This is a genomic window from Leisingera sp. ANG-DT (assembly GCF_000813785.1).
Classification (GTDB): Bacteria; Pseudomonadota; Alphaproteobacteria; order Rhodobacterales; family Rhodobacteraceae; genus Leisingera.
Genome location: NZ_JWLE01000029.1, coordinates 57,345 through 71,594, shown reverse-complemented (window position 1 = coordinate 71,594; position 14,250 = coordinate 57,345). Strand labels below are relative to the sequence as shown.

Below are 14,250 nucleotides of genomic sequence, written 5' to 3'. Positions count from 1 at the left end.
TGTGCTTTGCGCCCGGGCGCGAGGCGCTGTCGTCCTACCGTCTGCGCGATGGGGTGCCGCCGGTTGAGGGCCTGAGCGAGGTGGCACGCGACAGCGACGGCATTCTGGCCGCGGCAATCCGGTACTGGCCGGTTCTGATTGGCGGTGCCTCTGCGCTGCTGCTGGGTCCGGTGGCGGTGCACCCGACCCGGCAGGGCGAGGGGCTGGGCGGGTCGCTGATTCGCGACAGCCTGGCCAAGGCAGAGGAAAGCGGCTGGGCCAGGGTGATGCTGGTGGGGGACGCGCCTTACTATCGGCGGTTCGGTTTTACCAAGCTGACGGGGGTGGAAATGCCGCCGCCGACCAACCCGGAGCGGGTTCTGGGGCTGGCGCTGCAGGTGGATGCCTGGGATGGCGTGCAGGGGCAGGTGAGCCGCTGGCAGGCTTGAAATTATGCCTTTCGCTGCCGATCTTTAGGGAGGCAGAGGAGGCGCATGTGGAAGACATCGTGACAAACGCGCGGGCCTATACCCCGCAGGAGATCGACGCCGAGCTGGATGCGCTGGCGGCGCGCTACCGGGCGGCTGGCGGGGCCGGCGTTGACTTGCTGAACCGGCTGGGCGGCAGCGGTGAGAGCCTGCTGGAGCGGCTGCCGGAACCGGTGCGGGCAGGGCTGACCGGTGCCACGGAGACCGCGTTGCGGGTGGCGATGAAGGGCGCCAGCCAGTCGCGCCGCCTGGTGCCGGATCAGAAACCCGGCGTTGACCGGATGGTGAGCGCGGCCATGGGGGCCGCGGGCGGCGCTGCCGGGCTGCCGGGCGCCCTGGTGGAGCTGCCGGCCACCACAGCCTTTCTGCTGCGCACCATCCAGAGCGCGGCGGCGGAAGAAGGGTTTGATCCCGATGCTGAAAGCGTGACCTTTGACTGTATCCAGGTGTTTGCCGCGGCAGGGCCGCTGGCGGAGGATGACGGGGCCGACCTGGGGTTTGTCTCTGTCCGGCTGGGGCTGCCCGGGGCCTTGCACAAGCTGATTGCGCAGGTGGCGCCCAAGCTTGGTGCGGTGCTGGGGCAAAAACTGGCGGCACAGGCGGTGCCGGTTGCCGGCGCAGTTGCGGGGGCGGCGGTGAACTATGTGTTTTCCGGCTATTACCGGGAGATGGCGCATGTGCACTTTGGCCTGAGAAGGCTGGCAGTGGAGGCGGATGTGGCGCCGGAGGAGCTGACAGCACGGCTGCGGCAGCGGCTGCAGAACCAGAATGGCGCGCGGTAGCTGCGCGGCGGACACAGAGACCTCTTGCGCTTGCCGGAAAGGCAGATTTAATCAGCCTTTCCTGCTAAGAGAGAAAGCATGATTCAATACAGCCTCAAATGTGCGGACGGGCATGCGTTCGACAGCTGGTTTCAGTCGGCGGCGGCTTTTGACAAGCTGGCGGCAGCCGGGATGGTGTCCTGTGCGGTCTGCGGCGGCGCCAAAGTGACAAAGGCCATCATGGCGCCGCGGGTGCGCACGGGCCGCAAGGCCGTGTCCGGTGTCGGCGAGCCGGAACCACAGGCCGCGCCGAAAGCTGCGCCAGTCCCTGCGCCTGCGCCCCCCGCACCTGTGCCCTCTGCGTCAGGGCCGGGCATGCTGAGCCGCCCCTCTGGCGAGGTGGAAAAGGCGCTGGCCGAGCTGCGCAAGAAGGTTGAGGAAAACTCCGATTACGTCGGCGGCAACTTCGTGCGGGAGGCGCGGGCGATGCATCTGGGCGAGGCGCCGGAGCGGGCGATCCATGGCGAAGCCAAGCTGGAAGATGCGCGGGAGCTGATCGAGGAAGGCGTGCCGGTGATGCCGCTGCCCTTCCGTCCCGGACGCAAATCAAATTGAGGGCCAGAAAACTGAAGGACAGGGCAGAATGCATGCAGTTGTAACGGGAACCAGCCGCGGGATCGGCAAGGAGCTGGTAAAGCAGCTGCGGGAGGCGGGTCATGAGGTGACGGGCACCTCGCGGGACCATTCCTCGGGCGTCAAGCTGGATGTCTCCGACCCGGGCCAGCAGGCGCGTTTTGCGGCCCAGATCAAGGGCCGCCCGGTGGACTTGCTGGTCTGCAATGCCGGCGTCTATATCGACAAGGCAATGGGGCTGGAGGATTATTCGGCCGAGGTCTGGACCAAGACGATGGCCGCCAATGTGACCGGCGTGTTTTTGACCGTGCAGGCGATGCTGCCGAACCTGCGGCTGGCGGAAAGCCCCAAGATCGCCATTCTGTCGTCGCAGATGGCCAGCCACACCAGAGCGCCGGGCGGCAGCTATGCCTACCGCGCGTCAAAGGCGGCGGCGCTGAATATCGGGCGCAACCTGGCAACCGACCTGAAGCCGGAAGGGATTGCCGTCGGCATCTATCATCCCGGCTGGGTGCAGACCGATATGGGCGGTTATGACGGCGATATCACGGTGCAGGAGTCGGTTACTGGGCTGATCAACGAATTCGACGTTCTGACCCTGGACACCACCGGCTGCTTTCACACCTGGGACGGCCGTATCCATCCCTACTGATCAGAGGCTTCAGGCAGCGGAGCGCTCCCGCGCCCGCAGGTGCCTGGCTGCGCCAGCCGCCTTGGCGGCCTTGGGCCGGGCGCCGCGCGGATGCGCGGCGCGGCACCGTGCGCAGACACGGTGCCATGCCCAACGGGCTGAGGGCCTGAAAAGGCCCGGTGCCGGGCGGGAGGGAGCCGCTGTTTCGGAGGCTTCGGTCGCTAAATGAAAACGAAAAAAGCCGGCGCGCTGGGCGCACCGGCTTTGGTTTTGATTAGTGCCCGCAAGCGGGGCTGGGTTTTACTCCCAGCAGCTGACCAGAACGGTCATGCCGGAGGCCAGACGGGTGATCGCCGCGTTCGGCAGGCTGCCCGCGGAGGCCGGCTGTGCAGCCGGGGTTACACCTGCAGCGTCCAGGGCGCCGCGGATCACATCGGCGTTCACGGCAAAGCTGACGCCTTCGGGCAGCTGCTGGCCGCCGGTCTGCTGCGGCAGCAGCATCCCCAGCACCGCGCCGGTTGCATCCATCACCGGGCCGCCGGCATCGCCGGGCTGTGCTGCCAGCTCCAGCCGGGCAACATTGGTGTTGCCGTCCAGGCTTTTCACATCAGCGATCTTGCCCCAGGTGAGGCTGGGGGCGCCAAGCACGCCCTCGTAGGAGAAGCCGGAGACCGCAACCTCGGACTGCAGGCGGGGCGAGGCGGTGCTGAGGCCGGCGACCGCCGCAGGCGCCAGCGCCTCCGCCGGTTTCAGGATAGCGATGCCGTTGGCGGTGTTGCTGGCCGCGACCTCCGCCTGGTAGCCGTGATCGAGGGTGATCCGGGTGCAGCCGGCCACCACGTCGGACGTGGTCAGGACGCTGCCGCGGTCATCCACGAAGAAACCGGTGCGCGACAGTTTCGGCTTGCGGACTTCGAGACCGGAGACCAGGTCGATATCCTGCACGGCTTCACCGCCTGCAGCCGGATCCAGCACGCCGTCGAGGCGGGTGAAGCTGGCTTGCATCGCGGCCAGAACACGGGCGCGGCGCTCTTCGTCACCGGCGGGCCAGACGAGGGTGAAGCCCTTGATCTCGCCGTTGTTCAGGCTGGCCTGGGTGAAGGAGACGATCTGATTGTTGCGGCCTTCGATCGTGAAGCTGCTGGCGCTGCGTTCGCGCGGGCCGTCCAGCGGCACGATTTCCAGCGTCTGCAGGATGTCGTAGAGGCCGAACAGGGTGCGCTTGTCGCCGGGCTGGCTGATCAGCAGCAGCTGGGCACCCAGGCCGCCTTTGCTGGAGTAGTGGGCAAAGGGCGATTCATAGCGGTCAAAGGCAACTTCCCCCGCCGGGATCTGCAGCGCGATGCCGGCCTTGGCGTCCTCAGCCCGGGCCATGCCCACGGAGATCAGCGGCGCGTTGTATTCATCCAACAGAACCTGGCGCTGGGCCGTGGTCAGCACGCCGGTCGGCTCAAAGCCGCGGGCCGCCTGCCAGTCGCTCATCGAGGCGCGGGTGCCGCGGCCGAAGGCGCCGTCGATGCCGGAATTGTAGAAGCCTGCCGCCTTCAGGGCGACCTGCAGCTCCATCCGCTGTTCACGGCTGAGCGCGCTTTCGCTGCGGCGTGCCTGGGCCGGGGTCTCATCGGGCAGGGTGGTCTGCAGAGCGGTTTGCGGCTGCGGTTCGGGCTCCTGCACTGCAGGTTCAGCCGGTGCGGGCGCCGGAGCCGGCTCTGCGGGCTGGGTGGCATCCGCGGCAACCGGGTAGAACTGGCTGCGCAGGTTGCGCTGGAACGCGATGAAGCTGTCGCGCGGGATCTGGCCCTCGGCGCGGTAGACCTGCAGCACGCGTTCCGCGTCCTCGCGGGCGTAGGGGCCCAGCACCACGCCGTACCAGCCGCCGCCAAGCGCATAGCCGGAGACATCGGGCAGGCGGGCGGCATAGCTGCGGGCCTCGTTTTCGGCCTCGCGCAGGGAGGGGCGGGCGGCAATCTGGATCCAGACACCGTCGCGGCTGCTTTGCGCCGAAACCGGCGCCGTGAACGCAATGGCCAGCGCAATCAGCGGCAGGGCCAGAGCGGCAAACAGTTTTTTCATGGTCAGGGCCTCGTATCCCGGAAGTACTCTTATTCTTTGAGGCGGAGATAAAGCATTTTGCGGCGGCAAAGGGAACTCCTCATGACAGGGGGAATTCCCCGCCCGTTGCCGCATTCCCGCACTTTTGTTGCCGATGCGCTGCGGGCATCGGGGCAGAGCCGGGGCCTGACGCGCCGCAGGGCGTTGACCCTGCCAAGAGCCTTGCATAGGAAGAACACCGCAATTGCTGCCCCAGATGCCCCCAAAGGGATAAGAGATGACCCAGACCAACGGCGCGCCGCGCTCCTTCCAAGAGATTATCCTGAGGCTCCAGAACTACTGGGCCGCCAAAGGCTGTGCGGTGATGCAGCCCTATGACATGGAAGTCGGCGCCGGCACGTTCCACCCGGCGACCACGCTGCGCTCCTTGGGGTCCAAGGCCTGGGCCGCGGCCTATGTGCAGCCCTCGCGCCGCCCCACCGACGGGCGCTATGGCGAGAACCCGAACCGGCTGCAGCATTACTACCAGTACCAGGTGCTGATCAAACCCAGCCCGCCGAACCTGCAGGAGCTGTATCTGGGCAGCCTTGAGGCGATCGGGGTCGATATGGCGATGCATGACATCCGCTTTGTCGAGGATGACTGGGAAAGCCCGACGCTTGGTGCCTGGGGCCTGGGCTGGGAAGTCTGGTGTGATGGTATGGAAGTCAGCCAGTTCACCTATTTCCAGCAGGTCGGCGGCCATGACTGCCACCCGGTGTCGGGTGAGCTGACCTATGGGCTGGAGCGTCTGGCGATGTATATCCTGGGCGTCGATCATGTGATGGATATGCCCTTCAACGACCCGGACGCGCTGATCCCGCTCAGCTATGGCGACGTGTTCAAGCAGACCGAAGAAGAATACGCCCGCTGGAACTTTGACGTGGCCAACACCGAAGTGCTGCTGCGCCATTTCGAGGAGGCCGAGGCCGAATGCGCAGCGATCCTGGCGCAGGAGCATCAGGATCCGAAGACCGGCAAACGTATCATCATGGCGCATCCCGCCTATGACCAGTGCATCAAGGCGTCCCACATCTTCAACCTGCTGGATGCCCGCGGGGTGATTTCGGTTACCGAGCGCCAGGCCTATATCGGCCGTGTCCGCGCGCTGGCCAAGCAATGTGCCGATGCTTTCGTGCTGACCGAGGCCGGCGGGTTCACGCCCGAGAGCGCGGCCTGAGCAGGGGACAGCACGTTATGGGGAAACTTCTTGCCCTGATCCTGATCGTCTCCGGCCTCGCCGCCGGGGGGGCGATGTATTACCTGCAGGTCTATGGCTTCTATGATGAGGTCGCGCTGCAGCCGGGCCGCGATGTGGTGCTGGTGCCGCTGGATGGCGGCGAGGCCCAGCCGATTGCCTATGCGGATTTCGAGGCGATTGACGCGGACAGCTCCCCCATCCGCTACCGCGCTTGCTTCAGCACTAAGATGACGCCGGACGCGCTGGCGCAGGTCTTTACCCTGTCGGACAAGACCGAGCCGCGCAATGCGCCGGACTGGTTCGAGTGCTTTGATGCCGCCGCCATTGGCGCCAAGCTGGCGGATGGCTCTGCCAAGCCGTTCCTGTCGGTCAAGAACATCTCTTATGGCGTCGACCGCATTGTTGCCGTCACAGACGAGGGCCGCGGCTATGTCTGGCATGAGCTGAATGACTGCGGCCAGAAAGCCTATGACGGCACCGTGGTGGGCGAGGAATGCCCAGCCCGGCCAGAGGCCGACGGGGGCAACTGATGAGCCCGCGCATATTGCCCGCCAACTCCATTTATTTCGCTGCGCCCGCCCGCGCGGCCACGCCCGAGGATATCTGATGCCCGATCTGCTGATTGAACTGTTTTCCGAGGAAATCCCGGCCCGCATGCAGGCGCGTGCCGCCGAGGACCTGAAGAAGCGCGTGACCGATGGTCTGGTGGAGGCAGGTCTGACCTATGCCGGGGCCGCCGCACTGTCGACGCCGCGACGCCTGACCCTGGCGGTGGATGGCCTGCTGGCGGAAAGCCCGACCATCCGCGAAGAGCGCAAGGGGCCGAAAGTGGGCGCGCCGGACAAGGCCATCGAGGGCTTCCTGCGCGGCGCAGGCCTGACCCGCGAGCAGCTGGAAGAGCGCGAGACCCCCAAGGGCGCGGTCTATTTCGCGATGATCGAAAAGCCGGGCCGTCCGGCAGCCGAAATCATTGCCGAAGTGCTGGAAGACACCATCCGCAACTTCCCCTGGCCGAAATCCATGCGCTGGGGCGCAGGATCCTTGCGCTGGGTGCGCCCGCTGCACTCGATCCTCTGCATCCTGTCGGATGAGGCGGGCGCCAGCGTGGTCGATCTGGACATCGACGGTATCAAGTCCGGCAACACCACCCGCGGCCACCGCTTCATGGCGCCGGAGGAGATCACCGTCACCGGTTTTGACGACTACGCCGCCAAGCTGAAGCGCGCCCATGTGGTGCTGGACGCCCGCGAGCGGGCGGAGGCGATCTGGCAGGAGGCGACCAATCAGGCCTTTGCTAACGGGCTGGACGTGGTCGAGGACAAGGGGCTCTTGGCCGAGGTTGCCGGTCTGGTCGAATGGCCGGTGGTGCTGATGGGCGCGATTGACGAGGAGTTCCTGGAGCTGCCGCCGGAGGTCTTGCAGACCTCGATGAAGGAGCACCAGAAGTTCTTCTCGGTGAAGAACCCCAAGACGGGGCGGATCGAGAAGTTCATCACCGTCGCCAACCGCGAGACCGCGGACAATGGCGCCACCATCCTGGCAGGCAATCAAAAGGTCCTTTCGGCGCGTCTGGCCGATGCCAAGTTCTTCTGGGAGAACGATTTGCGCACGGCGAAGTCCGAGGCGGGCATGGGGTCCTGGGTGGAGAACCTCGGCAACGTGACCTTCCACAACAAGCTGGGCACCCAGGCGGCGCGGATTGACCGCATCGCCGCGCTGGCGCGGGAAATTGCGCCGGTGGCGGGCGCCGATGCGGATCTGGCAGAGCAGGCGGCGCGGGTGGCGAAGGCCGACCTCAGCTCGGAAATGGTCTATGAGTTCCCGGAACTGCAGGGCCTGATGGGCCGCTACTACGCCGAGGCCGCGGGCCTGCCGCAAGAGGTCGCCAACGCCTGTGAGCAGCATTACTCGCCGCTGGGGCCGGGCGATGATGTGCCGTCGGAGCCGGTCTCAGTCGCCGTGGCGCTGGCCGACAAGCTGGACACGCTGACCGGCTTCTGGGCGATTGATGAAAAGCCCACCGGCTCCAAGGACCCCTTCGCCCTGCGCCGGGCTGCATTGGGTGTAATCCGGCTGGTGCTGGAGAATGATGTGCGGATGCCGCTGGACCGGTTCTTCGACAGTCAGCTTCTGCGGGCGGAAAGTGCCGCCAATGGTGCGCTGCCGCAGGAGACCGTGAATGACCTACTGCAGGAAATTGCAGAACACGGGGTGTTCGGGTCCGCGTTCGAGGCCGTGAAGGAGAACCTTGGCGCGTCCCCTGCGGAAGCCTTCCTGAACCTCGAAAAGAAGGTTCCGGACACTTCGGACGACCTCCTGTCCTTCTTCCACGACCGCCTCAAGGTCTTCCTGCGGGATCAGGGCATCCGCCATGACGTGATCGACGCCTGCATCGCCATGGACGGCAATGACGACTTGACCCTGCTGGTCAAACGCGCCCGCGCGCTGGAGGATTTCCTGAAGACCGAGGATGGCACCAACCTCCTGCAGGGCTTCAAACGCGCCAACAACATCCTCAGCCAGGCGGAAGAAAAGGACGGCGTGGAATACTCCTATGGCGCTGACCGCAAGTTTGCCGAGGACCCGGCCGAGACCGCGCTGTTTGATGCGCTGGAAGCCGGCGGGGCGGCGATCTCTCCGGCCATCGAAGCCGAAGATTTCGCGGCAGCCATGCGGGGCATGGCCGCCCTGCGTGCCCCCATCGATGCGTTCTTTGAGGCGGTGCAGGTCAATGCCGACAGCGACATCGTCCGCCGCAACCGGCTGAACCTTCTCAGCCAGATCCGCCAGGTTTGCGGCCAGGTTGCGGACCTCACCAAGGTTGAGGGCTAAGCGCCAAACCGGCTGCTTCTTTCTGGTCCTAAATACCCGCCCCGCAGGGACCGGCCTTTCCGCAAGGGAAGGCCGGTTTTTCGTATCTGTGCCTGCCTGATCCGTCACCGGCCCGTTACAAGACTCTTGCGCCGTCGCGTCTTGGCCTTATGGTGACTTTCAAAGGAGACGTGCTGCAGTGCAGAAAGATTTCGAACAGATCCCGCCGGCCTCGCTGATCACTTCGACAGCGCCTATTGCCACCGCCACCCATGGCGGCCGGGCGAAATGCCTGCAGCGGCTGGTGCGGCTGGACCTGCCGGTGCCGCGCACAGTGGCGCTGTCGTTTGACGCAGTGCATTCCATTGCCGAAGGGCAGATGCCGGATCTGAACGCGGTGCTGGCTGAATTTGATCCGGAGGCATTGCTGTGCGTGCGCCCGTCCTCGGAGGACCCTGATTGGGGCGGGCCGGGGGCAATCCTGAATATCGGCATGAACGATGCGCGTTACGTCGACCTCTGCGATAGCCTGGGGCGGGAGGCCGCGGCGGCGCTCTATCTGCGGTTCGTGCAGTCCTATGCAGTGCATGTGGCACGGCTGGACCCGGATGTGTTCGACGATGTCGAGGACGGCGGCCCGGATGCGCTGAGCGAGATCCTGCATGCCTATGAGGCGGAAACCGACGAGCAGTTCCCGCAGGACCCGGGTGAGCAGCTGGCGGCGGTGCTGCGCTCGATGGCGCGGGCGTGGGAGGGCACCTCAGCCCGGCTGCTGCGCCAGGCCAAGGGCGCGCCTGCCGATGCGGGCCTGGGCCTGGTGGTGCAGGAGATGATCCCCGGTGTCGGCCAGGGCGAATGCGGATCGGGCGTATTGCAGCTGGTGAATTCCACCACCGGCATGCCGCAGCTTACGGGGCGCTACCTGAGCCAGAGCCAGGGGCGCGATGCGCTGGGAGCCGGGGCCGGGGCGCTGTATCTGGCGAAAGATGCGCGCGGGCTGTCGCTGGAGGAACTGGCGCCGGAGGCCTTTGCCGACCTGAAAGCCCATGCAGCCTTGATGCGGGTGAAGCTGCGCGAGGAGATGCAGCTGGAATTTGTCGTTGAAAACGGCCGGGTGCATATTCTGGACGGGGTGCGGGTGACGCGCAGCGCCCAGGCGGCGGTGCGGATTGCGGTCGCGCTGGCCGAGGACGGTGTGATTCCAAGGGAAGAGGCGCTGATCCGGGTCGACGCGCATATCCTGAACGAGCTTTTGCACCGGCAGGTGGCGCCGGATGCTGAACGTGATGTGATCGGCCGCGGCATAGCCGCCAGCCCCGGTGCGGCCACAGGCAAACTGGTGTTCACTGCCGCCGGGGCGCAGGCCAGTGCCGCGCGCGGCGAGCCATGCATTCTGGTGCGCCGGGAAACCTCGCCCGAGGATGTGCGCGGTATGCATGCCGCCGCTGCGGTTCTGACCGAAAAAGGCGGCATGACCAGCCATGCGGCGGTGATCGGCCGCGGTCTGGGGCTGCCGTGCATCGTCGGCGCCTCCAACATGAAGTTCCATAGCAAGCGCAAGATGCTGGAGGCGGCGGACGGGCGTATCTTCAAGCCGGGCGACACGATCACCATCGACGGCAGCAGCGGGCAGGTTCTGGCAGGCCAGCCGCGGATGCTGGAAGCGGCTGAGGATGGCGCGCTGCTGACCTTGCTGACCTGGGCGGACGAGGCCCGCGATATCGGTATCCGTGCCAATGCGGATACGCCGGAAGATGCTGAAATGGCGCGGAAATTCAATGCTCAGGGCATTGGGCTGTGCCGCACGGAGCATATGTTCTTTGAACCCGGCCGGCTGACGGTGATGCGGGAGATGATCTTTGCCGAGACGCCCTCGGGCCGGGAAGCGGTGCTGGAGCGGCTGCTGCCGATGCAGCGCGACGACTTCCGTGAGCTGTTCCGGATCATGGAGGGGATGCCGGTCTGCATCCGCCTGTTCGATCCGCCGCTGCACGAGTTCCTGCCGGCCACCAAAACCGGCCAGCGTGAGCTGTCGGAGGCCTTGGGTATTCCGGTCAGCGATGTGACCCGGCGGGTCGAGGAGATGGATGAGTACAACCCGATGCTGGGCCTGCGCGGGGTGCGTCTGGGTGTTACGGTGCCGGAAATCTATGACATGCAGGCGCGCGCCATCTTCGAGGCCACGCTTGAAGCCTCTAAATGGGGTGAGCCGGTGGTGCCGGAGATCATGATCCCGCTGGTCTCGGCCAAGCGGGAGGTGGAGCTGGTGAAGGCCCGCATCGACGCGGTGGCCTCGGCAGTAAAACTGGAGCGGGGCGAGGATTTCACCTACCGGCTGGGCGTGATGGTGGAGACACCGCGCGCCGCCCTGCGGGCAGGGGAGATTTCGCCGCACACGGCTTTCCTAAGCTTCGGAACCAACGACCTCACCCAGATGACCTACGGTCTGTCGCGGGATGATGCCGGGCGGTTCATGTCGGAATACGTCAACCAGGGGGTGTTCCCGGAGGATCCGTTCCATGTTCTGGATACCGACGGAGTCGGCGAACTGCTGAAACTGGGGGTTCAGCGGGGCCGGGCAGAGAACGGCGAAATAACGCTTTCGATCTGCGGAGAGCATGGCGGCAACCCCGAATCGATTGCATTCTGCCGTGACGCGGGCTTTGATTACGTTTCCTGCTCGCCGTTCCGCGTGCCGGTTGCGCGGTTAGCCGCCGCCCAGCTGGCAATTGGCAGTAAAACCGGTCAGATCGCGCCAACTTACACAAAATATTAGGAAAATTCAGGTCATCCAGCCGCAGGAAACGGGGACGGCTCCGCACTTGCGTTAACCATGCTGTCGCACCCCGGGGCGGCAAGCTGGACGTTTGGGGCTGTTTCCATTAAGGGATGCGACCGCATGTGGCCGGGGAAACCGGTTGCAGGCTGTTAGGACGGGGGAACCCTGAATGAAATTGTTGACTATGATTGCCGTGATGGCTGCCACCATCACGATGGGTAAGAGTGTTGCTGCCGAAACCGGCCTGGATACGCTGATCGAGCGTGAGCAGGCCAGTCTCAACGCGGTGCCTGCGCGGAAGTTCAGCGGATTTTTCGGATTCCGCTCCAATCCGTTCAAGAACCGCAAGACCGGCACGCAGCAGGTGGAGTACTCCAAGGCCTGGCTGGATGACCAGCCGAAAGCGACCGGGGGCGAGCAATTCGCCTGCCTGGCTGAGGCCCTGTACTTCGAGGCGCGCGGCGAGACCGTGAAGGGCCAGTTTGCGGTGGCCGAGGTGATCCTGAACCGGGTCAGAAGCGAGCAGTTCCCGAACACCCCTTGCGGGGTGATCAACCAGGGAACCGGGCGCAAGTACCAGTGCCAGTTCACCTACACTTGCGATGGCCACAAGGAAGTGATCCGCGAGAAGAAAGCGTATCAGCGGGTAGCCAAGGTGGCGCGCGCGGCGCTGGACGGGCTGAAGTCGGAGCTGACGGAAGGTGCGACCTACTATCATACCACCGCGGTGCGCCCGCGCTGGAGCCGCACCTTCACAAACACCACGCGCATTGGTGTGCACCTGTTCTACCGCGACGATCGCTACCAGACCGCGATGAGCAACTGATGGCCTGAAGGCGGCATGCATGTGCCGCTTTCTGCTACTGGCATGGCGTATGCGGGACTGTTAAGAAGCCGCCGAAAGTCTATTGTTGGGTCCCACACCTGACACAGCCAGCCAAAGGCCCGTTCTGCCATGCCCTCTGAAATCCGCCTTGCCTTTGCGCATCCGTCCGAGCGTTCGATGGCCACTGCCGCGCCCGGCCTGCTGGACCGCATTTCGCTGCGCGATCATACTGTCGAGGTGGAGATCGGCGCGTTCCAGGCGGAGCGCGGCACAACCCAGCGGATCAGTTTCAATGTGGTGGTCGAAATCGCGCCGCTGCCCAAGGACCTGGATGACGATGTCGACCGGATCCTGTCCTATGACAAGCTGACCGAAGCCATCGCCCATGAGCTGGCGGCGGAACGGCTTAACCTGCTGGAGACGCTGGCAGAACGCGTGGCTGAACGGATCCTGCTGGAGCATCAGGCGGTGCGCGCCTTCGTGCGGATCGAGAAGCTGGACCGCGGCCCCGGCGCTCTGGGCGTCGAAGTGGTGCGCTCCAAGGACCAGATCACCCATTTGGCGGAAGAGCAGGACCGCCCGCATCCGCGGCTGATGTATCTGTCCAACGCGGCCATCGACAGTGAAAACCTGACCGGATGGATCGACCAGATGGAATGCCGCCAGCGGCCGCTGATCCTGTGTGTCGGGACGCATCCGCTGGCGGTGCCCGAGACGGGCCACAAATGGACCCAGCGGCGGATCGATTTGCTGGCGATTGAGCAAAACGCCTGGCGCCTGGCGGCCAAGGATGACCGCTGCGTAGTGGTTTCGACCCGGACCGAGCTGGACTGGGCGATGAAGAACCGCCAGATCTGCGTCTGGGCACCGTCCAAGATCGTGCTGGACGCGGTGGACGGCCCTTCGGCGCCGCCATCGAACTCGGTTGCGCTGGCGGCCTGGTTTGCAGCGACCTTTGAAGCGGGTGAGATGATTGTGCTTGGCGGGGATTTGCCCGATAATCCCGGTGTCCCCCTGCGGGATGTCAGCGTGGAGCAAGCACAACTGTGACATATTACCGGCCGTTGGTTCAGCACGGCGAGGCGCGCCCCGAAGGCGCGGTTCCGCTGGCGGGCAGTGCCCTGTGGTTTACCGAGGTTGAGATCCTGAGCCGCGATGCGCCGCCGCGGATCGTGCCTGCCGGTCTGGTGCCGGAGGCCGAGCGCCGCCGCCTGAGCGCGCGGCGTGCCTCGATCGCCGGGCTGGACATGACCCAGCCGCAGATCATGGGCATTTTGAATGTGACGCCGGACAGCTTCTCGGATGGCGGCAAGCATGCCGGTATTGAGGCTGGAAAGGAAGCGGCGCTGCAGATGGTGGCTGATGGCGCCACGATCATCGACGTGGGTGGCGAATCCACCCGGCCCGGGGCCGCTGAGGTTCCTGAAGCCGAGGAAATCGAGCGCACGGCGCCGGTGATCGCGGCCATTCGCGCGGAGTGCCCGGTGCCGGTTTCCATCGACACCCGTAAGGCCACGGTGGGCATGGAGGCGCTGGAGGCGGGGGCGAACCTGCTGAATGATGTCTCCGGCTTTACCTTTGATCCGGCGCTGGCGCCCCTGGCGGCGCAGGCCAGCGTGCCGGTCTGCATCATGCATGCGCAAGGCGACCCGGCGACGATGCAGGATGATCCGCAATACGGAAATGTGCTGCTGGATGTCTATGACTTCCTGAGCGACCAGATCGACCGGCTGGAGGCCATCGGCGTGGTCCGTGAGCAGATCGTGATCGACCCGGGCATCGGCTTTGGCAAGACGCAGGAGCATAATCTGACGCTGCTGCGCAATCTCAGCCTGTTTCACGGGCTTGGCTGCCCGGTGCTGCTGGGGGTTTCCCGCAAGAAATTCATCGGCACCATCGGCGATGCACCGCGCGCGGATGCCCGGGCGCCGGGTTCAATTGCGGTGGGGCTTGCGGCCCTGGCGCAAGGCGTGCAATTCCTGCGGGTGCATGACGTGGCTGAGACGGTTCAGGCTCTGCGGCTTTGGCAGGCGGTCCGGTAAGGCCTTTT

The 14,250-nt window shown here is 65.3% G+C and carries 12 protein-coding genes; 11 read left to right on the top strand and 1 reads right to left on the bottom strand.

The features are described 5' to 3' along the window. From RA21_RS18755 to RA21_RS18740, 4 genes are all read left to right on the top strand, one after another. On the top strand, window positions 1-428 hold a 428-nt coding region (locus RA21_RS18755; protein ID WP_039151752.1), incomplete at its 5' end, for a GNAT family N-acetyltransferase. Between the two features lie 47 nt (window positions 429-475). Then, a complete protein-coding gene (locus tag RA21_RS18750) occupies window positions 476-1,249 on the top strand; it encodes an EcsC family protein (RefSeq protein WP_019298367.1) in 774 nt (257 codons plus the stop codon). A 78-nt stretch (window positions 1,250-1,327) separates the two neighbouring features. Next, the gene (locus tag RA21_RS18745; RefSeq protein ID WP_039151750.1) at window positions 1,328-1,843 is read left to right on the top strand and encodes a DUF1178 family protein; all 516 of its coding nucleotides are present in this window, start codon (window positions 1,328-1,330) and stop codon (window positions 1,841-1,843) included. A 28-nt stretch (window positions 1,844-1,871) separates the two neighbouring features. Further along, window positions 1,872-2,513, top strand: a complete 642-nt coding sequence (locus RA21_RS18740) for an SDR family oxidoreductase (RefSeq protein WP_019298369.1) — start codon at window positions 1,872-1,874, stop codon at window positions 2,511-2,513. 279 nt (window positions 2,514-2,792) lie between these two features. Here the strand turns inward: RA21_RS18740 and RA21_RS18735 are convergent, their stop codons facing one another. Further along, on the bottom strand, window positions 2,793-4,565 hold the full coding sequence (locus RA21_RS18735) for a trypsin-like peptidase domain-containing protein (protein WP_039151748.1): 1,773 nt from the start codon (window positions 4,563-4,565) through the stop codon (window positions 2,793-2,795). 256 nt (window positions 4,566-4,821) lie between these two features. On the opposite strand from RA21_RS18735, the gene RA21_RS18730 reads away from it, so the two are divergent. The 7 genes from RA21_RS18730 to folP all read left to right on the top strand — a co-directional run bounded on the left by RA21_RS18730 (window position 4,822) and on the right by folP (window position 14,242). After that, window positions 4,822-5,763 (top strand): glycine--tRNA ligase subunit alpha, encoded by a 942-nt coding sequence (locus RA21_RS18730; RefSeq protein ID WP_039151746.1) that lies wholly within the window; start codon window positions 4,822-4,824, stop codon window positions 5,761-5,763. A gap of 17 nt (window positions 5,764-5,780) precedes the next feature. Further along, window positions 5,781-6,314 carry a DUF6446 family protein gene (locus RA21_RS18725; RefSeq protein ID WP_039151744.1) on the top strand — a complete coding sequence of 178 codons (534 nt, stop codon included), beginning with the start codon at window positions 5,781-5,783 and terminating at the stop codon, window positions 6,312-6,314. Between the two features lie 76 nt (window positions 6,315-6,390). Next, window positions 6,391-8,616, top strand: a complete 2,226-nt coding sequence (gene glyS / locus RA21_RS18720) for a glycine--tRNA ligase subunit beta (protein WP_039151742.1) — start codon at window positions 6,391-6,393, stop codon at window positions 8,614-8,616. Between the two features lie 178 nt (window positions 8,617-8,794). After that, window positions 8,795-11,371 (top strand): putative PEP-binding protein, encoded by a 2,577-nt coding sequence (locus RA21_RS18715; RefSeq protein ID WP_039151739.1) that lies wholly within the window; start codon window positions 8,795-8,797, stop codon window positions 11,369-11,371. 172 nt (window positions 11,372-11,543) lie between these two features. Then, on the top strand, window positions 11,544-12,200 hold the full coding sequence (locus RA21_RS18710) for a cell wall hydrolase (protein ID WP_029205058.1): 657 nt from the start codon (window positions 11,544-11,546) through the stop codon (window positions 12,198-12,200). A 129-nt stretch (window positions 12,201-12,329) separates the two neighbouring features. Beyond that, window positions 12,330-13,250 carry a dihydroneopterin aldolase gene (locus RA21_RS18705; protein WP_019298377.1) on the top strand — a complete coding sequence of 307 codons (921 nt, stop codon included), beginning with the start codon at window positions 12,330-12,332 and terminating at the stop codon, window positions 13,248-13,250. Next, entirely contained in the window at window positions 13,247-14,242 is a 996-nt protein-coding gene (gene folP, locus RA21_RS18700; RefSeq protein ID WP_039151737.1) for a dihydropteroate synthase, read from the top strand. The genes RA21_RS18705 and folP overlap by 4 nt, the downstream gene beginning before the upstream one ends. Window positions 14,243-14,250: the final 8 nt, after the last annotated feature.

What these genes read in the sequence shown, in the direction of transcription:
- RA21_RS18740 (WP_019298369.1), top strand. Translation starts at nt 1,872, where the DNA reads ATGCATGCAGTTGTAACGGGAACCAGCCGCGGGATCGGCAAGGAGCTG.
- glyS (WP_039151742.1), top strand. Translation starts at nt 6,391, where the DNA reads ATGCCCGATCTGCTGATTGAACTGTTTTCCGAGGAAATCCCGGCCCGC.
- RA21_RS18705 (WP_019298377.1), top strand. Translation starts at nt 12,330, where the DNA reads ATGCCCTCTGAAATCCGCCTTGCCTTTGCGCATCCGTCCGAGCGTTCG.
- RA21_RS18745 (WP_039151750.1), top strand. Translation starts at nt 1,328, where the DNA reads ATGATTCAATACAGCCTCAAATGTGCGGACGGGCATGCGTTCGACAGC.
- RA21_RS18710 (WP_029205058.1), top strand. Translation starts at nt 11,544, where the DNA reads ATGAAATTGTTGACTATGATTGCCGTGATGGCTGCCACCATCACGATG.
- RA21_RS18725 (WP_039151744.1), top strand. Translation starts at nt 5,781, where the DNA reads ATGGGGAAACTTCTTGCCCTGATCCTGATCGTCTCCGGCCTCGCCGCC.
- RA21_RS18730 (WP_039151746.1), top strand. Translation starts at nt 4,822, where the DNA reads ATGACCCAGACCAACGGCGCGCCGCGCTCCTTCCAAGAGATTATCCTG.
- RA21_RS18735 (WP_039151748.1), bottom strand. Translation starts at nt 4,565, where the DNA reads ATGAAAAAACTGTTTGCCGCTCTGGCCCTGCCGCTGATTGCGCTGGCC.